We start from the raw sequence: 21600 nt of genomic DNA, 5'->3' as shown, positions 1-21600 counted from the left end.
ATCCCTTGTTCAATAAAAAGAACAAGGGATAGAAAATATTAGTCTTGAAGTAAATCGGGATCTAGGCTTTTTTTGGTTTTTGCACCCATATCTTTTAATTTTTGTACCGAGGTAAGTAAGTTGCCTTTTCCTAAGCTTAATTTATTAAAAGCACTGTCGTATTCATTGCGCGTCTCTTCTAGTTTCTTACCTATTTTGGTTAAGTCGTTGATTAATCCAACAAATTTATCGTGCAATAGCCCTGCTTGACGGGCAATTTCATAGGCATTTTCTTGTTGTTTTTGCTGTCTCCAAATGGTTTCTACCGTTCGTAAAGTTGCTAGTAGGGTAGAAGGGGTTACAATGACTATATTTTTTTCAAAGGCTTTGTTGTATAAGGCAGGATCTGTATTTATGGCAGTCGAAAATGCCGTTTCAATGGGAATAAATAACAAGACAAAATCTGGACTTGTTCCTTTGTATAATTCATGGTAGTTTTTATCGGATAGATTTTCGATATGTCTTTTAATGGATAGGATATGTTCTTGTAAGAATTTATTTTGTTCCTGTTTTTCAGTCGTATTGATATATTGCTCATACGCGACTAAGGATACTTTAGAATCAACAACTAAGTGTCGATTATCAGGTAAATAGATAACGACGTCAGGTTGTAAGCGATTGCCGTTATCACTCGTATAGCTCTGTTGCGTTTTGTATTCTCGATCTTTTTCTAACCCCGATTTTTCTAATACACTTTCTAAAATCATTTCACCCCAATTCCCTTGTATCTTATTATCTCCTTTTAATGCTTTGGTTAGATTAAGCGTTTCTTCACTCATTTTGGCGTGTACTTGTTGTAAGCCAAAAATTTGTTGTCGCAAAGCTGCATGATGATCAATACTCTCCTTGTGGGTTTGTTCTACTTTTTGTTCAAACTGACCAATTTTTTCTTGGAGAGGTGTTAGGATAGTTTCCATTTGTGCTTTGTTCAATTGTGTAAACTTATCGCTTTTTTCCTCGAGTATTTTATTGGCTAGATTTTCAAATTGAATAGCGAATTTTTCCTGTAACTCTACTGTTTGTTTTTGCTGTAGCTCCAGTTTTTCTTTGAAGTTGAGTAATTCCGTTTCGCGAATCGAAATCCGCGCTATCAATTCTTGATTGTCCTGTCGTAGGATTTCAGTTTGTTCTTCGAGCTTTTGTTTATCTGCTTGTAACTGTTTATTTTGTTGCGTTAGAAACTCTTTTTCTGCCAATAGTTGTAAGGAATCAACAGTTGTGGGTGCTGATTTAGATGTTTTTTTTCCAAGGAGAAAAACGAGGATTAAAATAGTAAGGACTAATAGTCCTAGGATAATTTCTTGCAGCATCATAGAGCATTAGATTAGGGGGCAAAAATAGAGAATATTGTGCGGTTCTGCTGTATTTAAGTTGTGCTTATTTGTAGCAAAAAGTTGTGTTTAATGAGTGAAAAAGTAAAGAGATAAGAGTGAGGATGTCAAATCGTCAACCCATAACATATAACCTTTTGTACCATAGAGGAAGCATACTCTGTTGGTTTTTTTATGTAATCCGCAACTTTTGGACTTATTTCTTGTTCTTCTAGAACTAAGTTTAAGCTTTAAAGGAGTCCTTTCTCTTAAAATCAAAAAACAGAGGGTGCCCTTTTGGGACACCCTCTGTTGTATATTTATTTACTCAAGTACATTTTTCTACGTGAATAGATTTCATAGAACTGATCATCTCTTAAGTTGTCAATAAATAAGATGCTTTCTCCTGTTGATTTCATCTCTGGGCCTAAAGCTTTATTTACATTTCTAAACTTATTAAAAGAGAATACAGGTGTTTTGATAGCATATCCCTTTAATTGTGGATTGAAGGTAAAGTCAGTGACTTTATTGTGTCCTAACATTACTTTCGTTGCATAGTTTACATAAGGTTCTCCATACGCTTTTGCAATAAAAGGAACTGTTCTAGAAGCTCTTGGATTAGCTTCGATAATGTAAACCGTATCATCTTTAATTGCGAATTGAATGTTGATTAAACCTACGGTTTGCAAGGCAACAGCAATCTTTCTTGTATGATCTTTAATTTGATTTAAAACAAATTCTCCTAAGTTAAATGGCGGTAACATTGCATGGCTATCTCCAGAGTGAACCCCACAAGGTTCAATATGCTCCATGATTCCAATGATGTACACATTTTCACCATCGCAAATAGCATCTGCTTCAGCTTCAATGGCTCCATCTAAATAATGGTCAAGTAAAAGAGAGTTTCCAGGAATTTGATTTAATAAATCAATTACATGCTCTTCTAGTTCTTTTTTATTGATAACGATTTTCATTCCTTGTCCTCCTAATACATACGATGGACGAACAAGTAATGGGAAATCTAAGGTGTCTGCTAATTGCAACGCTTGATCTGCTGTTTTGGCTACACCAAATTGAGGGAAAGGAATTTTTAATTCCTCTAATAGCGTAGAGAAACGTCCGCGGTCTTCTGCTAAATCCAAAGCATCAAAGCTTGTACCGAAGATTTTAATTCCGTGACGATCTAATTTTTCAGCTAATTTTAAAGCAGTCTGACCTCCTAATTGAACGATAACACCTTCTGGTTTCTCATGGCGGATGATATCGTAGATATGTTCCCAGAATACAGGTTCAAAATACAATTTGTTGGCGGTATCAAAATCTGTCGAAACAGTTTCAGGATTACAGTTAATCATGATGGTTTCATAGCCAGCTTCTTCAGCTGCTAATACACCGTGTACACATGAATAATCAAATTCAATTCCTTGCCCAATGCGGTTTGGACCTGAACCTAAAACGATTACTTTTTTCTTATCAGTAACCACACTTTCGTTAGATACATATCTTGTTCCATCTGCTTTTTCAATTTCAGCTTCGAACGTAGAGTAGTAGTACGGGGTTTTTGCAGAGAATTCAGCCGCACAAGTATCCACTAATTTGAATACACGTTGAATATCCATGGTATCTCTTAAATCGTGAACTTTACTCTCTAGTGTTTTCAACATATGAGCGATTTGTCTATCTGCAAATCCTTTTTGTTTCGCTTCAAGTAACAAATCTTTAGGTAAAGTTTCGATTGTATAGGTTGAAATTTCTTTTTCTAATAGATATAATTCTTCATATTGTTTTAAGAACCACATATCTATTTTAGTAATCTCGTGAATTCTACTCAATGGAATTCCATGTTGAATTGCATCGTAAATAACGAAAACACGATCCCAACTCGCATGAGTTAGTTTGTCGATGATTTGGTCATAATTTGTGTACCCTTTTCCATCAGCACCTAAACCATTGCGTTTAATCTCTAAAGACTGTGTCGCTTTGTGTAAGGCCTCTTGGAAAGAACGTCCAATTCCCATTACTTCACCTACCGATTTCATTTGTAGTCCTAAGGTTCTATCCGCTCCTTCGAATTTATCAAAGTTCCAACGTGGGATTTTTACAATTACATAATCTAAAGTAGGCTCAAATAAAGCAGAAGTAGATTTGGTAATTTGGTTTTGTAATTCATCTAAAGTATAACCTAGCGCTAATTTTGTAGCAATCTTAGCGATTGGATATCCCGTTGCTTTTGAAGCTAAGGCAGATGAACGAGAAACACGTGGGTTAATTTCAATAGCAACAATATCTTCTTTTTCATCTGGTGAAACAGCGAACTGTACATTACAACCTCCAGAGAAATTTCCAATACTACGCATCATCTTGATTGATAAATCGCGCATTCTTTGGAAGGTTCTATCAGATAAAGTCATAGCAGGAGCAACGGTAATACTATCTCCAGTATGAATTCCCATAGGATCCATATTCTCAATGGTACAGATAATTACGACATTGTCGTTTTTATCGCGTAACAATTCTAATTCATATTCTTTCCAACCTAATAAAGCTTTATCAATCAAAACTTCATGGATAGGAGATGCTTCAAGACCTCTGGTTAATAAATCGTCAAAATCTTCCGCATGGTGAACAAAAGCAGCACCTGTACCGCCAAGGGTGAAAGATGGGCGAATTACTAAAGGAAATCCGAATTCTTGCGCAATTTCTTTTCCTTGAAGGTAAGAAGTTGCTGTTCTTGCAGGAGCTGCAGGCACATCAATTCGCTCTAATAATTGTTTAAATTGCTCGCGGTCTTCTGTGATATTAATAGCATTAATATCTACACCAATTAAACGAACACCAAAGTCAGACCAAATTCCCTTTTCATCACATTCCAAACATAAGTTTAATGCCGTTTGACCTCCCATAGTTGGTAGTACAGCATCAATTTCTGGATGAGCAACTAAAATTTCAATAATTGAACGTGCAGTTAATGGCTTTAGATAAATATGATCCGCCATAGAAGGGTCGGTCATAATTGTTGCGGGGTTAGAGTTGATTAAGATAACTTTAATTCCCTCTTCTCGTAATGATCTTGCTGATTGTGAACCTGCGTAATCAAATTCGCAAGCTTGTCCGATGATAATTGGTCCTGAACCAATAATTAAAACGGTCTTGATAGAAGTGTCTTTAGGCATTTTCTTGTGTTGTTTATTTATTACTTTTTTTAAAAAAAAAGCAAGTATAGTGTGTGTGTGTGATTGTACGGTTATGCTTACGACAAAGTATAAAAAAAGGCGTTACAACCAATGAGTAACACCTTTAATTATATTTTAATCAAAACATTAATGTTTATGTTTTGTTTCACAAGAAACAGTTAATTTATGTCTTCCTTTAGCTCTTCTTGCAGCTAATACTTTTCTACCGTTAGGAGTAGACATTCTTTCCATGAAACCATGTTTGTTTCTTCTTTTTCTATTTGAAGGTTGAAACGTTCTCTTGCTCATTGCGTTTATCTTTAAATCTTAGTATTTTACTTTTCAAAAAATTCAGCTTTGATACACTTGGGCCAAAACCGAGTGCAAATATAATAAAGTCATTTGATTCTTACAAAGCGTTTGGGTAAATTATTTTCACAAAATTGCGATTAGGATCTGTTTATCCTCTGTTTCTTAGTGTTGACTTGCAACCGATTTCTCCAAAAAGAAATATTTATATATTTAATAAAAGCTAAAAAGGTACAATTAGCCTCCATTTACTCTTATTTTTTAAAATAATAAAGAAGAAACGAATGCTTTTTTTTAGGTAACTAGTTACCTGAGAAATATTTTATTTTGTTTAAACTTTTTTAATTAAACCATATTCGATAGCCAAGGTTAGAACTGAACTGAGGTTTGTGGTTTGAAATTTCTCAATTAAATTCTTGCGATGACTATCCACCGTATGCGTACTGATAAATAAGCGATCAGCAATTTGTTGGGTTGTGAATCCTTGGGTTGCTTCAACCAAAACTTCTTTTTCACGTCTGGTTAGTTTTGGAATTGTATTCAATCCATTTTTGGTTTTTTTCTCTAAAACGACTTGCGTTTGAGAACACAAAAAAATAGTCTGGTCATAAACCGCATAAATACCTTGTACAATTTCATCTACAGAAGCATTTTTTTGAATATAACCCGAAGCGCCTTCTTGTAAAGAACTATTGATAACCGCATATTCATTGTGAACACTCAGCATGATAATTTGCATCTCAGGATACTTCTTTTTAAGAGGTCTTATCCAATCTAAGCTATTGACATCTGCTAAATTAATATCCAATAATAAAATGTGAATAGGATTCTTCTTGATTCCCTTCTGTAAATCTTCGATCGAAGGATAACAACCTGTAACTTGAATATTTTCTTGTTTGTTTAATATGTTTTTTAAGCCTTCTAATAACAAAGGATGATCGTCGGTTAATGCTACTTTTATCATGCGTTAAAATTTAGGGAATTGAAAATCAATACTAGTTCCAAGATTTAGTTCGGAATGAATGTGCAGTTCTCCTTTGAGAAATTGCACTCTGGATTGTATATTGTGTAATCCAGCAGACTGTGTTTGATGTACTTTTTCAAGTTTAAAACCACAACCATCATCTTCAATGGTTACCAGATAAGAATCATTGTTTTCAGCCAATTGGATAATTATTTGTTGGGGAGAAGCGTGTTTCAAGGCATTATTTACTAATTCTTGAATGATGCGATAGACTAATAATTGTTGGTCTTGTTTGAGTGTATTCGTATACCCTAAAAATTGTACATTGATATCCAATTGATCCGTAGACATCCGGTTGGCATATTCTTTTAAAGCCTCTTCTAAACCGTATTTGAGTAATAAATCGGGCATTAAATTATGAGCCACTCGACGAAGCTCATCTACGGCATTGTCTAAATGTTCCATGGATTTAGTCATTTCCGCTTGGTTGTCATCGGTTATTTTGTGATTTAAGGTACTCAGTTGAATTTTTGTTCCCGAGAGTAATCCTCCTAAACCATCATGTAAATCGCGAGCTAAACGAGATCGCTCTTGCTCTTGTCCATCAAGTAAAGCCGTAAGCGTCGCAATTTTAGCATGTTGTTTTTCTTTTTCTAAGGCTAAATTATACAACTCTTTTTGTTGTTTCATACTTTTGGTTCGCTGCTTGTAAACATAAAGTAAAACAAAGAGAAGAGTAGCAAATACAATAGCTAAGACTAAAAAATATGAATTGACTTTTTCTTTGTAAGAGAGTGTTTTTTTAAAATGTTGGATATCTAAAAATTTATTGTCATTTTCAAGTTGAGATAGTTTTAAGGCCTGCGCATGTGTTTCAGTTTCTAAGTGACTAACCTCTAGTTTTTTTCGTTGGTTCTCTTCCTGAAGCTTTAAATTTTCTAATTCCTGCTGTTGTTGTAAGCTCAACGTTTTCATTAATTGAATTTGCTGTTCTTTTTTTTCAGAAGCGAGTTGCAAAGTCAAGAGTTGTTGTTTCTGTTGCTCTTTTTCATATTGAGCCTCTAAGCGCTTTGTTATTTCTAATTTATCTTGACTGTAAATTGATTGATAGGTCTGTAAATACAGCTTATTGAAGTGCAAAGCGCTCAAATAATTCCCTTGCGTTTCATGTAGCTGTGCTAAACTTTCATAAATAGAAAGCAAGGTGTTTTTATCCGGTAAATTCGTGTTATTACTAGCAGAAAGCGCTGATAATAAATGAGAAGTGGCTGCTTTCGTATTATTTTGCTGTAAGGCAATTTCAGCTAAAATTCCATAAGAGGAAGCTTGAAAATTGAGCTGATTGGTTTCGGTCGCTTGTTTTAAAGCTAATTCAGCATAATAAGTAGCTCGTTCTGTGTATTGCTTGGGAAAGGCACGTAGATACAGACTTGCTAAATTATTGGCAACAAAAGCTAAGTCAGAACGAAAAGGGATTACATCTTGATTTTCTTCGTAGGTTTTAATTGCTTTTTTGTAGTATTTTTCAGCTAAATCACGGGCGTAAATATTGTTGTTGTTTTGGGTAAACTCACTTTCATAAAAATACCCCATCATCATATAGGCATCAAATAGCGCATTGGGATTATTTTGTTTAATGGCAACATCTAGCGTCAGTTTACTGTATTTTTCTTGTAATTCATAGTCATCCCAATTGGCATATATACTTGTTAATTCTTTATATGCTGCGGATAATCGGCCTAACTTGGTAGCAGAATTGGGCGCTTTCTCATAAAAGGAAATAGCCACTAATATGGATTGAACGGCTTTTGCTTCTTGGTTATTTCGCACATAAATCCAACCGCGGCAGTAGTTAACGTACGCTTTTGTTTCAAAATCATCGATTTGTTGGGCATAATCCAGTGCTTTTACAATCGCTTTGTGGGCTTCCTTGGTGTTTTCATTTAATTGTGCATTCATGCTCAAAATAGCATAGAGATAAGCCGCATTTACGTTATCGGTATGTTTCTCCGCAATTTGAATATTGTCTTTTAAAAGCTGATTAGCTTCGTGTTGTTTTTCATGAAAAAAAAGTGCCTGAGCGTATTTGCCAACTATTTCAAAACGAGCGGCACTACCTGGTAACGTTTTGTCGTATTGATTTTTATAAGTAGTCAATATTTCTTGTCCATAAAGTTTATGGGGTGTATAGCACAGTATACTACACCATAAAAACAAGAGAAGAACTATTGAAAAATTAGAAAAATGGGTCATAGACAAATCGATTGGTATCAACCAGGTAAAGTTATTTATTTTTTAAACGCAATGCGAATCAAGTGATGTTCATTTGGATCAATCGTATTATTTAAGTTTCGATCCACAACAAAATAGATATACAATTCACCGATGTGATAGTTTTCCCAGGTTACTTCATTTTCATCGATAGTAACTCCATCCAATGTCCATTGATAGATATCCCATTCATCTTGTTTGCCAATTTTGTTGATTCGATGATCGCTGTTGGATGCAAAATATAAATATTGATGTCCCTCTTCACTCAAATTAGGAAAAGATTGATTTTGGTCAAATGGCGCGGCAAAACCTGTTCCTGGACTAAAGAATTCAATGTTGTCAAAAGAGGCTGACTCGTAGTCATTTTTAAATTGACTGTTGTCTGTAAGCAAGGCTTTTGCTGCATAAAAAAGATCTTTTCTATCCTGATAGGGTTTATTTAAAAATTCAATGCTAAAAGAGGTGGGTTTTAACGTAATATCTTGTGTGTTTTGATCAATCACATCGATTTGATTCCCTTGTTTTACCAAAATATTGCGGGTTGAAATTTCTTGTGCCTGTGCCCAAATCAAAGAGCAAAGGCTAATGCCTAGCGTTAGAAAAAAGGTTTTCATAATTAAAAAGAGTGTTAGTTAATTACAAAAATAGCCAATAAGCAGTTGCCTAGTACTCCCTAAAAATGATGAATTTAAAAGTTAAAATAAAAAGAAGTAGGGATGATCTAGCGTGTTTTTATAAAAAAACACCTAGGAGTAAGCGTATCTTATTGTATGTCTTTATTCATAGCGAAGGGCTTCTACAGGATCTAGCTTAGATGCTTTAATAGCTGGATATAAACCAGATATTACTGCAACAACAAGTGTGGTTATAAAAGCAGCTGCGATGGCGGGCCAAGGTATGGCAAACGAAAAATGAAGAATTGAAGTTAGAAGGTAAGCCGTTCCTATTCCCAATAAAGTACCAAGTAAGCCCCCTAATTGGCCAATAATTAAGGTCTCAGTAAAAAACTGTTGAGCAATTGTTTTCCTTTTGGCACCTAGTGCTTTGCGAATACCAATTTCTTTTGTTCGCTCCGTTACGGATACTAACATGATATTCATTAAAGCAATCGAAGAACCTAAAATAGTAATCATACCAATCAGCCAGGCTGCCATATTTAGCATATCTACTTGTTTTTCCAAAGAGCGAATCATATCGTCGCTTCGTTCAATACCAAAGTTTGAAGGATGAGAAATAGCTAAATTTCTGCTCGTTCTAAAATCGAGTGTCGCTTGGTCAATAGCCTGATTAAGTAAACCTTCTTGGTTAATTCCAACTTTGATAGTATAATTGATATCCGCGATACTAAATATATTTCGGGCGATTTGAATGGGGATAAAAACGCGCTGATCTTCATTTTGTCCAAACGTACTACCTTGTTCTTTGAGTATGCCTACAATTTTAAATTTATAGCCGCGAATGGAAATGAATTGATTAATTGGAGCTTGTTCTTTGAATAATTTTTTAGAAAAATCAGATCCTACAACACAGACAAAAAGGTTATTTGTACAATCCGTAAAACTTAAAGTTCTGCCTTGATCGATTAGTAAGCCACTATTAGAAAGATAATTTTCATCACAACCAATAATGCTAATTTCTGGATCTGTTTTGATGTAATCATTTTTGACTTCTATATTTGAAGCAGCTGGAAAAGAAAGCGATACAGCCGAAAAAGGGAAGTTATAACGAGCTTTAAAATCTAAAGCTTGTGCATAAGTAATCGTGGGGTTTTCCACTTGATTGGCTTGATTTTTGGCAATTCGCCCTGCCGTATCGTATTGACTAATGGTAAAGGTATTGGCTCCCATTGAGGCGAAATCTTCTAAAATCGTATTTTTTAAAGCACTTACAACCGATAGAATACCAACCAAAGCCCAGATGCCTATAGCAATAATAAACACCGTAATAAAAGTACGAAGTAACTGACTTTTAATACTTGTTGTAGCAATCTTTATGTTTTCAAGTGTTATTTTCCACATATATAATGGGTAGTCAAAAGGATTAAATTGTTACAAGTAAAGATAAATAAAATAGCTGAGTTTTTTTGTTTAGGTGAGAAGCTCGGAAACAGAAGAGAATCGTATAAACACTATATAAAAAGCTTCTCACCACGCACTAGTAATAAGAAACCGTTTGCGGTCTATCATAATTAAAGTTAGGTAGTTCCATATTGTATTGTACCGAATTAGCACGGAATACACTATTGCCAGTATCAGGCATAGTTGGGTAATAAACCAAAGAGATAGTAACTTTACTAAATACAAGATAATCATTATTAGCAACGAGTCCTAGACTTAGGCGCGAGTACATTTTAGGATCGAGCAAACGATTGCTACTATCTCCAATAAAAGCACCTTCAAAACTAAAGTAAGGGTTAAAACGGAAACCTTTCCATTCATAAGGAGCGTAAGATTGCCATTGATAGGCAATTGAAAGGCGTTTGGTTCCTGTAATTTTCTGAGCGCGTATACCTTGGATAATACCTTCAATCTTCAATTCATCTCCAATATGATCATAACGATGTGTTCCAATAACGAGTTGAGGAACAAGGAAATGACGGAATCGCCAGTTACCGACCACAAATAACCTTGTAAAATAGGTGCCTTCTAATCGAAAAGCGGCTTGTTCTGTTTGTCCGCCATGAAAATGACTTCCCCATTCTATGTTTCCAGCAAAATAGCCTAATTTAGTATAGCCTCCCATCGAAAATCTAGCACCAAAGTACGCGCGTCGTTTGTTGTATTTATCGCGCATTCCTCCCGTTAAGGCTAATATTTTCCCCACCTGAACGTCTTCAATGATGTCATAATTAAAAATGAAACGATCTTGTATATAATTTGTTGAACTTAAGCTAATAGAGGCTAAATACAAACGCTGATCTCTATAATAATCATACAAATCGTATTCCTTACCTGGAGTCGTATGGTAATTATCCTTCACAAAGCGGAGCGATGTGCGCAAGTTAGTAATAGTAGGATTCTTGGTAGATATTGGAATAGAATACCCCGCCCAATAGTCGTAAGTATTGTATTTAATTGACTCCAAACTGTACTTCATGTTGGTATCAGGAAGGGAATCTCTTCGAAAGCGCTGTTGTGCACTTACCCCTCCTGCCCATTTCGCATATGGAGAATAAAAGGGTCTATTGAGTGAAACGCCTTTTACATAATTACCCCAAGGATCTTGATTGAATAAGACATTGGAACGAATAAATGTATTTTGAATATTATTTACAGAATAACTAAAATAAGCCCCTTGTTTATTTTCTTTGAAACGCGAAACGTACTGAATGGTTACATCATGTCCAAACCCACCAAAATTTCGCTCCGTTAATTTAACACGCATCGAAGATGTTGATAGCGAACCACTAGGGTAAATGGTCCAGGAGTCTAATTCTCTAATCGCAATATCTACAGAATCCGGAGACGAAGTAGGAATCGGGGTAATCATAACTCGACGCACGTAGCGTTGGGTACGAATTAAACGTTCAGACTCCTTTACTTTGAGCGAATCAAAAACATCCCCTTCTTTGAATAACAAGAAGTTCTTAATTGTAAATTTTTTAGTTTTGAGGTGTAATCGATTTCCCCATAGTTCCAACGCCTTTTCTGGTTTCTTTAACGTGTCTTTCTCGGAATATCCAAAGGGATCAAGGGTGGTTATTTTTATATTGCGAATGATTTTACCTTCTCCACGTTCAAAATGTTGATTGGTCTGAACATCGGGAGCATGGGCAGTCAACCGCTTATTGTTTTTATAAACTAATTTATTAAACATACGACCTAATTTGGAACCTTTGTTTTTCTCTTTTAGATTAGAAAAAATTTGAGTAGTATCTTTCTCAATTTTGAGCGGTAATTCTTTTTGAAAAACGGTGTCAATAGGTTGAACAGTATCTAATTTTATCGCAGGAGTACCCTGTGCATAAGTTAATTGCACAGCAAAACAGATGAAAACCAAAAAGTAGATAAATTTTAGCATGAAGTTTTTATCAAAAGACGGTGAGTTATTTTAACGCAAAAGTTAAGTATTTATTTCTAAATCTCGAATATAATCTTCATACTCGTAGAAGAAAATTTCAAAAGCAGTCATTTTTTCATTAAAAAAAGCAAAAATTTGATTCCAGGTTTTGGGGTTATTGATAGAGACATCATCAAGTGAAACCCAAATGCGACTGATTAATTTTCCATTTTCCAAATAGTATTCTCTTTCAAAAATCGCATCTGACAGATGGTCTTCTAAGAGAATGGTTTTTAGCGATTCAATTTTTTCATAATAAATCGTTCTTTTCTCTTCGTCTCGAGGTTCGATATCCAAGAGAACCTGTGCTATTTTATTATCTGCGTAAAACTTAAAGGAAACATCTTTAATCTTTGTTTTGTGTAACAACCATTTTCTTGGGTATTCAGTGGCAAACTGAATCCAGAATTCTTTTTGTATTTTTTTAGCATCTTCTTTACTGTACATGGCGGATAAAATTGTAATTTTAGGTGTATGTTAATTTGATAAAGCAAAGCTATGACTTTTGATTCTTTTTTGCATAAGATCGAGCAAATTAAAGGTGCAAAGCCTGCGGGGATTGATGCACATCGACTCATGATCCCTGTTGAAAGGGTTCCTTATTTGTATGCAGAAGATTTTGTAGAGCGAAATCCTAGAGAATCTGCGGTGATGATGTTGTTGTATCCCAAAGGACAAGAAACCAATGTACTTCTAATTGAAAGAGCTACTTATAAAGGAATTCATTCAGGGCAGGTGGGATTTCCCGGAGGAAAATATGAGTTAGAAGATTTGGATTTGGAACATACCGCATTAAGAGAAACGCACGAAGAGGTAGGAATTCTAGGTAAGGATATCCAAATTATTCAACCGTTTACTAAAATTTACATTCCACCGAGTAACTTTTATGTACAACCCTACTTAGGTATTTCAAAAAAGGAGTTGTCTTTTACACCCGATGCATTTGAAGTAGCTAATATTATTGAGTTGCCGCTGCATATTTTGTTGCAAGATCAGCTAATAAAAGAAGTTGCTTTAAAAACAAGTTATGCTTTGTGGACTCATGTACCTGCTTTTATTTATGGGGAGTATACAATTTGGGGAGCCACAGCAATGATGCTTAGCGAGCTAAGAGAAACCCTCAAACAAGTATTAAATACTTACAAGTAAAAGCAATTCCTAAATTTTAACCTATTACAAGCAGTAAAAGCATTAAATTTGCAGTTCATTAATCAGGATGTAGGAGTATGGGATTATTTAGAAGGAATCCATTTGGGCATATTTTATGGCTTAAAAAATGGATCATTAGAACGTTTGGATTTTTAACTCATCAGCGTTTTAGAGGATTTAACGATTTGCAAATCGAAGGTTCTGAAATTTTACGCCGTTTACCCGATAAAAATGTATTGTTTATTTCGAACCATCAAACTTATTTTGCAGATGTTGTAGCGATGTATCATGTCTTTAATGCAAGTTTAAAAGGAAGGGATAATTCGATTAAAAATATTATGTATATCTGGAAACCTAAACTAAACCTCTATTATGTTGCAGCAGCAGAGACGATGAAATCTGGAATTTTACCTCGTATTATGGCGTATGTAGGAGCTGTACAAGTTGATCGAACTTGGAGAAGTAAAGGAGTAGATATTGATGAAAAAAGAGAAGTAGATCGAGATCAAGTTGAGAATATAAAAATTGCTTTAGAAGATGGTTGGGTGATTACCTTTCCGCAAGGAACTACAAAATCATTTAAACCGATTCGCAAAGGAACAGCTCATATTATTAAAAATTATAAACCTATTGTTGTTCCTATCGTTATTGATGGTTTTAGACGCTCTTTTGACAAAAAAGGGTTGCACTTAAAGAAGAAGGGAATTCTTCAATCGATGGCAATTAAAGAACCTTTGGAAATTGATTATGAAAATAGTACGATTGATCAAATTGTTGAACAAATTGAAATGGCAATTGAACAACATCCGTCTTTCTTAAAAGTACTTCCCCAAGAGTTCTTAGAAGAACAAAAGAAACTAAATGAACAGCGAACCTACGGATATTACAATTCATCCAAGAATTATTAAATATAAAAAAAGGTCATCCCGCGGGATGACCTTTTTCTGTTTAGTAAGAAGAACTATATTCGTAATAAGGGTAAAGATTTTGACTGTCAATCTTACTTTGTAAGATCGGATTGTCTTCCATTTTTCCCTTTTTGACTTTGCTAGTTAATTCAAAAATAACCTTATTGGTTTCTGTTGATATGCGTTGGATAGTCATTGTGTTTTTTTGAATAGTACACACAAAGTAAGTATCGCCGCTATTGTAATCGTTATAATTATAAGAGTCTCCCCATGTTTTTAAGGCAACACTCCCTTCTACCAAACGGCCTTCGTCAAATTTACCTTCGTATTTTGGTTTACCCTTTTCAAAGTAAATACACGTACCGTGTAAATAGTACTCTTTAATTCCATATTGATACACTAAAGCTCCATTTTCATCATAAATGCTTTTTTGCATGGTTCCATCTGCAAGTAGCTTATCTTCAGCTACCATCATTTCTGTACTTAGACTGATTGTTTTTTCATGCGTAACTACTCCCTCTTCATAAGTGGTATAGACCGTGTTATCATAACCAAAGGCAACCGAAGTACCTGTGTAGGCAAAACCGTCTTTATACTCTAAAGTAGCGATTAGCTCACCTTCTGCATCGTAAAAATTTGAAGGACCGTGTAAGTCACCGTCTTTATACGTTTTAGAAGATTGTAAAATTTCTTCAACATAATTTTCTTCTTTTACAATTTCTCCTGCTTTATAGTAGGTTTTTGTCGCGATATAATCGGCGTAATCACTTTTAAACGTTTCAAGCCCCTCTTTTAACCCTTTTTCATAGGAAGTAATGGTTGTAGAATAACCATCGTTGCTACTTATAGTTCCCGTATAAGGCTGTCCATCCTTATAAGAAGCTTTTGCAATTTGATTCCCCTCTGCATCATAAAAGATTCCTTCTTTTTTGTAGTTGATTTCAGAGGCCAAATATGCATTGATTTCTGTGCTATATATACCGTTTTTGTTGATGTATTCTTTTTTGTATATTAATTCACCCTTCGCATAGGTACTCATCGATTCAATAGAGTCATCTTCGAAAAAGGTGTAATGTGTTCCTTCTTTTTCAATATTATCAAAAATACCTGTTACTTTTCCTTTTGCATCAAAGTAGGTTACTTTTAAGATATTTTGATCGTAATCGCTCTTATTAAATAATTCTTCTCTATTTTTTTTGCCTTCACGGGTATAAACAATACGTTTAGGTGTTGCATTTACAGGTGAGAAATTTTCTTCTCTGAGGATTAATTTACGCTCATTCGAAGGATGAGGCTCATAGGTTGCTGAATAGACAATAACTCCTTTTTCATAGTTAATCTTACTGCTAATTTCATCATTAGTTAAGCTTAAAAGTGTACCCTCATACGGTTCTATTGAACCATAATATCCTTTTTTAGAAGTTAGTTTTCCAATACTATTTCCTTTTTGGTCATAGTAAGTAGAACGATTTTCTTTGGTTTCTTCAAATAGTTTTCCAGTAGAATAGTATACTTTTTTATCGATTAACACCCCATCTTTATAGGTTGAAACCGTGTTGTCTTCATACAGTACCCCATCTTTTGGATTATATCCATCTTTGTCGTACGTAATTTCTCCTTTTTTACTTCCATCTTCATTGAAAAATTCTATTTTTTCTATGTAGTAATCGTTGAGATAATACTTAATTGATTTAGGTGTAGGTAGAGTGGTTGCTGTATAAAAAGCAGTTTCTTTTACTAACTTTCCTTTTTTGTATTCTGATTGACTAACAGGTAAATCTGTATTTTCATCGTAGTCATTGTAGTATAAATATCCCCCCTCTTGGTTTGTCTCTGAGCCATATTCATCAATGTTTGCTTTGTATGTGGCAATTTGACTGCCTTTGTTGTCATAGAAAACAGTCGACGATTGGGTGGTTGTTAGCGTCGTTTTGTATTTTACTTGTCCCGAAGTAAAATAATAGACTATTTCAGTATTTACGCCCTCTTTATAGGTGCTAATTGCACTTGGCAGGAAAGTATCGTAATTTAAAATGATAGAAGTACCATCGTGAACCGAACCATTTTCATAAGTAGCAGCATAGACAACTTGTCCATTTTTATCAAAAAACTGTTCATCTAAGATGTAATTTTCATCATCAAATGTATAGATGTACTTTTCGTTTTCATTATTTTTATTTACATAGATGTACGATTGATAGCTTCCTTCAATCATTTCGATGTAGAAATAAGCATTTTTATACAATTGCACCATTGTACCATCGTACGGGTAGCCCTCTGAATAAGTAAGGGTATATTCTTCTTGTGTAAAAGGATCGATAGAGGTTATTTTGATAGCGTTTCCAAGTTCATAAAACATATCAAAATTAACTGAACCATCTGCATTGAAATAGGTTACTTTTCCGTCGTATGCAAGAGTTTTGGATTTGTCAAAATTACCAAATCCTTTAATTTCAATTGCTTTTGTTTCTTTGTTGTACGTAATAATCTCTTCTAAACCATTTTTTTGTTTGGCTGGTTTTGAAATTCTGAACGAAGTAGCTAACGCTTTAGTTGTTACTTCATCCATAGAGTTTACCCATAACGTATCTTTTGCTGTTTGACTATAGATAGCAGAAGAAAATAACAAGGCAAGAGGTAATAGTTTTTTGTACATCCTAATTTGTGTTTTTATTGTTCAGCAAATGTAGATAAAACAAGGCGAAAACGAGCTCACTACTTTTAGTGAATGTTGAAAAAGCACAAAAAAAGTCTTTGTGACTGGCACAAAGACTCTTTAAAACTAATATACGTTGAATAGCGTTTAACTTATGGCTTGTTTTTTCTTAAAAATTAGCTGACTATTCATCAAAAAGATAGCGCTTAAGATTAGGAGAATCCCCAACCATTGAATTAAAAAAACTTGTTCGTTTAATACCATAAAAGCAACGGTTACAGATACAGGCAATTCTATCGAAGCGACAATACTTCCTAGACCTACTCCTGTATGCGGGAATCCCATATTCAGAAAGATAGGAGGTAAGATTGTTCCAAAAAGCGATAACAATAAGCCCCAGGTATAGAAAATACTCCAATCAAAATTGCGAATACCACTTGTGTTATCCGTAAACTGTTGATAAAAAGACAGCATTATTTCTGAATTATTGGGTCCTATTTGGGTAATGAAACAGAAAATTAAAACGACGGCTGTTGCACCACATAACATAAATAAGCTTCGTTTAGGTGCGGGTAAATGATTTGCTACTATGTTCGATGAAAACATGGTCATTGCAAAAGAACAAGAAGCAAGGAATCCGAAGATAACTCCTCTAAAATCTAAATTAATTTCACTAGCTAAAACATTGGTAGCTAAAACAGTACCCAGTAAAATGATGACAACGGCAACTATTTTTAATAAACTGGGAAATTGCTTGGTCACCAAACTTTCAATAACAACACCAATCCAAACGGATTGCATTAATAATACAACCGCTATTGAGGCATCAATATAACTTACGGCCATATAATATAATACTGAAGTGAATCCCATGGACGTTCCCGCTAAAATAAGATTGCGAATATCTCTTTTACTAGCGATTGATTCACTAGGTTGTTTTTTGCGGATAAGATTGATGATGAACATGCCAATTAACCCCAATAATACCTGAGATAAGGTTACCTCGGCTGTTGTATAACCATGCGAATAAGCGAGTTTTACAAACGAGGCTAACATTCCAAAACTGGATGCCCCAATGGCCACTAAAAATACACCTTTTATCAAATTATGTTCTTTCATTGCTCTATTTTTAACGAGGCAAAGGTACTTATTATTTTTTTGTAGGTATAGGACAAATGTCTAGCTTGAGTTTAAAGAAAAAAGAGGGTAAATAAAGTTTTTGTCCTGCTATCTTTCGTTTGTTGAATTTAAGTTAACAAAAGCGGAGTTAGTTATTTTGACAATTTTTGATTTTACGTTTAATTTTAGAGGGTGAATGGTTTTTGTAATTAACTTTTTTTTTGATGGATTGCTGTTTAGGTTAGTTAATAGTAATTAGTGGGCAAAGCAAAGCTTCAATGTCAATAGTTAGTGTTTTCAATTGGAAATAATGCTTTCCTTGGTGACAAGATGTTAACGATGTCTGAGCATTTTTTCCTCAATGGCAATAGGAGGGTATTTGGAGGGTTTTTATTAGGATTTCTGCTCTTGTTCATGAGCGTGATTTTTGACGGGTGCATCTAGTTTACTTAAAATGGAGGTAATATCTATGAATTCAGCAGGATTGGCTTCTAGAGCAGCAGATACTAACTTAAGCCCCTCCGCAACAATGACGAGTGGACCTGATTTAGTATATACCAATGCAGTTAAAAACAGTGTTACAAAAGTAGTACCTTTACGCGCAGTTGATGGTGGTATTCAAGGCGGACCCTTGCGTATTCCCAATACAGGAGCTACAGTATTAGATGAGATTACGATTAATGCAGGAAGTAGTAGTGTAAAAGCAACAGGACAAGCCCATCATCTACTCGGAAATAAAATAACACGAGTATTAAATAGCCATCCAACACTAAAAGAGTCTTTTGATTACAGTAGAACAAATACGAGGTATATTTATAATGCTTTAGATAATGAAGCACACAGAGGGTATCAGACTTGGCACCGACAGTATGATACAACAGTTGTCCAATGGCTTCAAAGCAACCCTTCGGCAACTCCTTCACAGTTTGATTTATATCTTCATAATCTATATCAACAACCTTGGCTGAAAAGTAGAATACCAAATGTTAATTTAATGGATTAAATAGAATGAAATATTATGTTGTTAAAAATCATTTATTCGAAAACACAGCGTTTTCTTATGGAGAGCATAGAAGTTTAAGTTATAAAACAGGTAAGGCAAAAGTATGTCAGACCTGTGGCGTATTTTTGACTAGTTTAGAGTGGTTACCTCCATTAGAAATAAATGTTTCAAAGAAAAAATTAGGTGATTTTATTTATGGAACTTTTATAGGTTTCATTGTTTCTGAAAAATTTAAAGATAAATTTGAATCTGCTGATTTAGAGGGATTAATCAATTTTAAAAAAGTAGATTTGTATCATAAAAATAAGTTGTTAGAGAAAGCATATTATTATCCTGAGATTTTACATATGAATGCTTTTATTGATCTAAATTACGTTGAACTTGAAGACAAAGAATTATGTGATACATGTCAAAAGGGAAAGAGTATATTAAATAAAATAGATGGTATTATTTTTAAAAAACCAGATTTGATAAATTTAGATGTTTTTTTTACGAATTCAATTGGTGAATCCACAATCATTGTATCTCAGCGTTTTAATAATTTTGTTGAAGAAGAAAAGTTTACCAATATCAAATTTTTAGAGGCGGCTACATTTAGATGGGATAGTTTGAATCCAATTGGATAAAAAACATTTAAGTTTTATTTATTAATTCTCGTTTACTGTGATGCTTTTTAATTGGTATCGACATAAAAAAAGAAATTATACCATAACGTAATCAAAGTTATACCTTTACGTGCAGTTGATGGTGGAATTCAAGGTGGACCGTTGCGTATACCCAATACAGGAGCTACAGTATTGGATGAGGTTACGATTAATGTGAGTAAAAGAGGAGAACAGCTTTTATTGGAGGCAGGTAAGTTTCCTCGTATTGATTATAAATTGGGAAACATGCTAAAGAATGATCGCAATGGGGGAATATTTCTAAGACAGCTTATTATAACAGAGCTGTGAGATTATCTGAGAGCACAATTGGAGGAGAAATAAAAGGATTTACTTCTCCACAAGGTTGGAATTTCAGATTTAATAGTACTACTGGTGAATTCTTAACTACACATCCTACGGGATATATTGAAACATTTTATAGACCAACTACAGGAATGAATTATTATTTAAACCAAGTTTCAAAATATGGAAATTAGACAAAATAAATTTGGAAGATACGAGTGTCCTTGTTGTGGTTATTTTACCTTTTTTGATAAACCGATTAATACTTTTCAAGATTGTCCTGTTTGTCTATGGGAAATCGATGGTATTCAAAATGAAAATCCATCTTATGTTGGTGGAGCAAATCAAGTAAGTCTAAACCAAGCAAAAGAAAATTTCCAATTGTTTGGTGCTGTAGAACAACGACTAAAGCAGTTTTCGAGATTACCTACCGAAGAGGAGTTAGAGGCGTGAGTAGCGGCCGCTAAATAAGCACAGTAAATATTTGAGGGTACTTAGTTTAGAGGGGAAGTTTACGCTTTAAATAGTTAATGGTGGAATTCAAGGCGGACCCTTGCGCATTCCCAATGCAGGAGCTACGGTATTAGATGAGATTACGATTAATGTGGGTTGGAAGGTAGGACTACCAATAACCAATTATACATATAAAGGAACTTTACCTGTTTGGAGTACTGTAAGGCAAAGATTTTGGAAAAATGAAGCTTTTTTTAATGCAAATAATTATGATGCAAGTAATTTGTCAAGAATGCAAAAACCAGGCTTAAGTAATACAAATATACTTTATAGTCATCCTGGAAGTGTTAATGTTAAGCAAGGTGTTTTTGAAATAGGAACAAGGTCATCATTATCAGGTAATACGGGAGTTATAATTCATAGATTTTTTAATCCAAAACCAAGATAATTATGAACATTGATTTAACTTTTAATGCTAATTATGCACTTGAAAATAGTGATAAAATTAAAAAAGGTGAACAATATTATTATCCTGAGGGAAGTAATAAAGAAGGGAAGGATGGAGTAGTTGTTCAAGTAATACCTTTTGAAAGCAAGGATTGGGTAGGAGTTTTTGCTTTTGGCACTTTCAGTTCGAAAGGAATATCAGGAATTTATACCATGCCTAATCCTAATAGATTCTGTATTGTCTCAAAAGGATCTGGTTATATTGTATCTGTAAATGATAACAAGGATTGGGAGGAAGTTGAATCAATTCCAATTTTAGATGTTCGTTCGATAAAAGAACAAGGAATTCTTGTGTTTTCCAATTACACTGATTTAGTAGCCTATGATGAAATTGGAGTAAAATGGAGAACAGAACGATTATCTCAAGATGGATTCAAGATAATTGAAATAACAAAATCCATAATTAAAGGAGAGTTTTGGAATCCTCGTAATGAAGCTTATGATTTATTTGAAGTAGATCTTAGTACAGGAATAAGAGTCAGATAAGTTATAGTCATTTCAAAAAATAATTTACTGAGTTTCGTTTTTAATTTAAAAAGTACAACATACACCAGGAAGTATTTATTGGAATACTATGCATCCCAACGTTTTAGGAGGAATGGCAATTTGGGGGCAGATAATAATAAATAATTGGAGATATGAAATTAGTAGAATTAGTAAATTATTTGATGAATCCTATGTTATTAGGTGAACTATATCAAGAGCAGGGATTAAACAAATAATCAGAAGCATT

Annotated in this window: 20 protein-coding genes; 9 read left to right on the top strand and 11 right to left on the bottom strand. The window is 34.2% G+C overall.

Annotated features, from left to right (window positions below):
• Window positions 1-38 precede the first annotated feature (38 nt).
• The 9 genes from rmuC to ACMHJ2_RS09330 all read right to left on the bottom strand — a co-directional run bounded on the left by rmuC (window position 39) and on the right by ACMHJ2_RS09330 (window position 12572).
• Complete coding sequence (gene rmuC / locus ACMHJ2_RS09370; RefSeq protein WP_413512689.1) at window positions 39-1349, bottom strand: DNA recombination protein RmuC; 1311 nt, start codon at window positions 1347-1349, stop codon at window positions 39-41.
• 320 nt (window positions 1350-1669) lie between these two features.
• On the bottom strand, window positions 1670-4522 hold the full coding sequence (gene carB / locus ACMHJ2_RS09365) for a carbamoyl-phosphate synthase large subunit (RefSeq protein ID WP_413512630.1): 2853 nt from the start codon (window positions 4520-4522) through the stop codon (window positions 1670-1672).
• A gap of 147 nt (window positions 4523-4669) precedes the next feature.
• A complete protein-coding gene (rpmH, locus tag ACMHJ2_RS09360) occupies window positions 4670-4831 on the bottom strand; it encodes a 50S ribosomal protein L34 (RefSeq protein WP_002990519.1) in 162 nt (53 codons plus the stop codon).
• Window positions 4832-5162: 331 nt separating this feature from the next.
• Window positions 5163-5795 carry a response regulator gene (locus ACMHJ2_RS09355; protein ID WP_413512629.1) on the bottom strand — a complete coding sequence of 211 codons (633 nt, stop codon included), beginning with the start codon at window positions 5793-5795 and terminating at the stop codon, window positions 5163-5165.
• Between the two features lie 3 nt (window positions 5796-5798).
• Entirely contained in the window at window positions 5799-8048 is a 2250-nt protein-coding gene (locus ACMHJ2_RS09350) for a histidine kinase (RefSeq protein ID WP_413512628.1), read from the bottom strand.
• A 35-nt stretch (window positions 8049-8083) separates the two neighbouring features.
• The gene (locus tag ACMHJ2_RS09345) at window positions 8084-8680 is read right to left on the bottom strand and encodes a hypothetical protein (RefSeq protein ID WP_413512627.1); all 597 of its coding nucleotides are present in this window, start codon (window positions 8678-8680) and stop codon (window positions 8084-8086) included.
• 162 nt (window positions 8681-8842) lie between these two features.
• The gene (locus tag ACMHJ2_RS09340; protein ID WP_413512626.1) at window positions 8843-10084 is read right to left on the bottom strand and encodes an ABC transporter permease; all 1242 of its coding nucleotides are present in this window, start codon (window positions 10082-10084) and stop codon (window positions 8843-8845) included.
• Between the two features lie 136 nt (window positions 10085-10220).
• Window positions 10221-12086 carry a hypothetical protein gene (locus ACMHJ2_RS09335; protein WP_413512625.1) on the bottom strand — a complete coding sequence of 622 codons (1866 nt, stop codon included), beginning with the start codon at window positions 12084-12086 and terminating at the stop codon, window positions 10221-10223.
• A 42-nt stretch (window positions 12087-12128) separates the two neighbouring features.
• A complete protein-coding gene (locus tag ACMHJ2_RS09330) occupies window positions 12129-12572 on the bottom strand; it encodes a DUF4268 domain-containing protein (protein WP_413512624.1) in 444 nt (147 codons plus the stop codon).
• Window positions 12573-12623: 51 nt separating this feature from the next.
• Here ACMHJ2_RS09330 and ACMHJ2_RS09325 point away from each other — a divergent pair, with 51 nt between their 5' ends.
• Together ACMHJ2_RS09325 and ACMHJ2_RS09320 are read left to right on the top strand one after the other, a co-directional pair.
• Entirely contained in the window at window positions 12624-13274 is a 651-nt protein-coding gene (locus ACMHJ2_RS09325; protein WP_413512623.1) for an NUDIX hydrolase, read from the top strand.
• Window positions 13275-13351: 77 nt separating this feature from the next.
• Window positions 13352-14182: a lysophospholipid acyltransferase family protein gene (locus ACMHJ2_RS09320; protein ID WP_413512622.1), complete on the top strand. Its 831-nt coding sequence runs from the start codon at window positions 13352-13354 to the stop codon at window positions 14180-14182.
• 40 nt (window positions 14183-14222) lie between these two features.
• On the opposite strand, the gene ACMHJ2_RS09315 is transcribed toward ACMHJ2_RS09320, so the two are convergent.
• On the bottom strand, window positions 14223-16838 hold the full coding sequence (locus ACMHJ2_RS09315) for a hypothetical protein (RefSeq protein WP_413512621.1): 2616 nt from the start codon (window positions 16836-16838) through the stop codon (window positions 14223-14225).
• 147 nt (window positions 16839-16985) lie between these two features.
• Complete coding sequence (locus ACMHJ2_RS09310) at window positions 16986-17957, bottom strand: EamA family transporter (RefSeq protein WP_413512620.1); 972 nt, start codon at window positions 17955-17957, stop codon at window positions 16986-16988.
• A 469-nt stretch (window positions 17958-18426) separates the two neighbouring features.
• On the opposite strand from ACMHJ2_RS09310, the gene ACMHJ2_RS09305 reads away from it, so the two are divergent.
• From ACMHJ2_RS09305 to ACMHJ2_RS09275, 7 genes are all read left to right on the top strand, one after another.
• Window positions 18427-18960, top strand: coding sequence for a hypothetical protein (locus tag ACMHJ2_RS09305; RefSeq protein ID WP_413512619.1), 534 nt, complete (start codon window positions 18427-18429; stop codon window positions 18958-18960).
• A 5-nt stretch (window positions 18961-18965) separates the two neighbouring features.
• The gene (locus tag ACMHJ2_RS09300) at window positions 18966-19586 is read left to right on the top strand and encodes an imm11 family protein (RefSeq protein ID WP_413512618.1); all 621 of its coding nucleotides are present in this window, start codon (window positions 18966-18968) and stop codon (window positions 19584-19586) included.
• Between the two features lie 141 nt (window positions 19587-19727).
• Window positions 19728-19913, top strand: a complete 186-nt coding sequence (locus ACMHJ2_RS09295) for a hypothetical protein (protein ID WP_413512617.1) — start codon at window positions 19728-19730, stop codon at window positions 19911-19913.
• The gene (locus ACMHJ2_RS09290) at window positions 19910-20101 is read left to right on the top strand and encodes a hypothetical protein (protein WP_413512616.1); all 192 of its coding nucleotides are present in this window, start codon (window positions 19910-19912) and stop codon (window positions 20099-20101) included. Before ACMHJ2_RS09295 ends, ACMHJ2_RS09290 begins: the two co-directional genes overlap by 4 nt.
• On the top strand, window positions 20091-20360 hold the full coding sequence (locus tag ACMHJ2_RS09285; RefSeq protein ID WP_413512615.1) for a CPCC family cysteine-rich protein: 270 nt from the start codon (window positions 20091-20093) through the stop codon (window positions 20358-20360). The genes ACMHJ2_RS09290 and ACMHJ2_RS09285 overlap by 11 nt, the downstream gene beginning before the upstream one ends.
• A gap of 100 nt (window positions 20361-20460) precedes the next feature.
• Window positions 20461-20808 carry a hypothetical protein gene (locus ACMHJ2_RS09280; RefSeq protein WP_413512614.1) on the top strand — a complete coding sequence of 116 codons (348 nt, stop codon included), beginning with the start codon at window positions 20461-20463 and terminating at the stop codon, window positions 20806-20808.
• A 2-nt stretch (window positions 20809-20810) separates the two neighbouring features.
• Window positions 20811-21353, top strand: a complete 543-nt coding sequence (locus ACMHJ2_RS09275) for a hypothetical protein (RefSeq protein WP_413512613.1) — start codon at window positions 20811-20813, stop codon at window positions 21351-21353.
• Window positions 21354-21600: the final 247 nt, after the last annotated feature.

Source organism: Myroides odoratus (genome assembly GCF_965118575.1).
GTDB classification, from domain to species: Bacteria; Bacteroidota; Bacteroidia; order Flavobacteriales; family Flavobacteriaceae; genus Flavobacterium; species Flavobacterium odoratum_B.
The sequence above is the reverse complement of the archived record's forward strand: the minus strand, read 5'-3'. Positions and strand labels throughout refer to the sequence as shown.

Coding starts and splice junctions, on each gene's coding strand:
- rmuC (WP_413512689.1), bottom strand. CDS start 1,349: ATGCTGCAAGAAATTATCCTAGGACTATTAGTCCTTACTATTTTAATC.
- carB (WP_413512630.1), bottom strand. CDS start 4,522: ATGCCTAAAGACACTTCTATCAAGACCGTTTTAATTATTGGTTCAGGA.
- rpmH (WP_002990519.1), bottom strand. CDS start 4,831: ATGAGCAAGAGAACGTTTCAACCTTCAAATAGAAAAAGAAGAAACAAA.
- ACMHJ2_RS09355 (WP_413512629.1), bottom strand. CDS start 5,795: ATGATAAAAGTAGCATTAACCGACGATCATCCTTTGTTATTAGAAGGC.
- ACMHJ2_RS09350 (WP_413512628.1), bottom strand. CDS start 8,048: ATGACCCATTTTTCTAATTTTTCAATAGTTCTTCTCTTGTTTTTATGG.
- ACMHJ2_RS09345 (WP_413512627.1), bottom strand. CDS start 8,680: ATGAAAACCTTTTTTCTAACGCTAGGCATTAGCCTTTGCTCTTTGATT.
- ACMHJ2_RS09340 (WP_413512626.1), bottom strand. CDS start 10,084: ATGTGGAAAATAACACTTGAAAACATAAAGATTGCTACAACAAGTATT.
- ACMHJ2_RS09335 (WP_413512625.1), bottom strand. CDS start 12,086: ATGCTAAAATTTATCTACTTTTTGGTTTTCATCTGTTTTGCTGTGCAA.
- ACMHJ2_RS09330 (WP_413512624.1), bottom strand. CDS start 12,572: ATGTACAGTAAAGAAGATGCTAAAAAAATACAAAAAGAATTCTGGATT.
- ACMHJ2_RS09325 (WP_413512623.1), top strand. CDS start 12,624: ATGACTTTTGATTCTTTTTTGCATAAGATCGAGCAAATTAAAGGTGCA.
- ACMHJ2_RS09320 (WP_413512622.1), top strand. CDS start 13,352: ATGGGATTATTTAGAAGGAATCCATTTGGGCATATTTTATGGCTTAAA.
- ACMHJ2_RS09315 (WP_413512621.1), bottom strand. CDS start 16,838: ATGTACAAAAAACTATTACCTCTTGCCTTGTTATTTTCTTCTGCTATC.
- ACMHJ2_RS09310 (WP_413512620.1), bottom strand. CDS start 17,957: ATGAAAGAACATAATTTGATAAAAGGTGTATTTTTAGTGGCCATTGGG.
- ACMHJ2_RS09305 (WP_413512619.1), top strand. CDS start 18,427: ATGAATTCAGCAGGATTGGCTTCTAGAGCAGCAGATACTAACTTAAGC.
- ACMHJ2_RS09300 (WP_413512618.1), top strand. CDS start 18,966: ATGAAATATTATGTTGTTAAAAATCATTTATTCGAAAACACAGCGTTT.
- ACMHJ2_RS09285 (WP_413512615.1), top strand. CDS start 20,091: ATGGAAATTAGACAAAATAAATTTGGAAGATACGAGTGTCCTTGTTGT.
- ACMHJ2_RS09275 (WP_413512613.1), top strand. CDS start 20,811: ATGAACATTGATTTAACTTTTAATGCTAATTATGCACTTGAAAATAGT.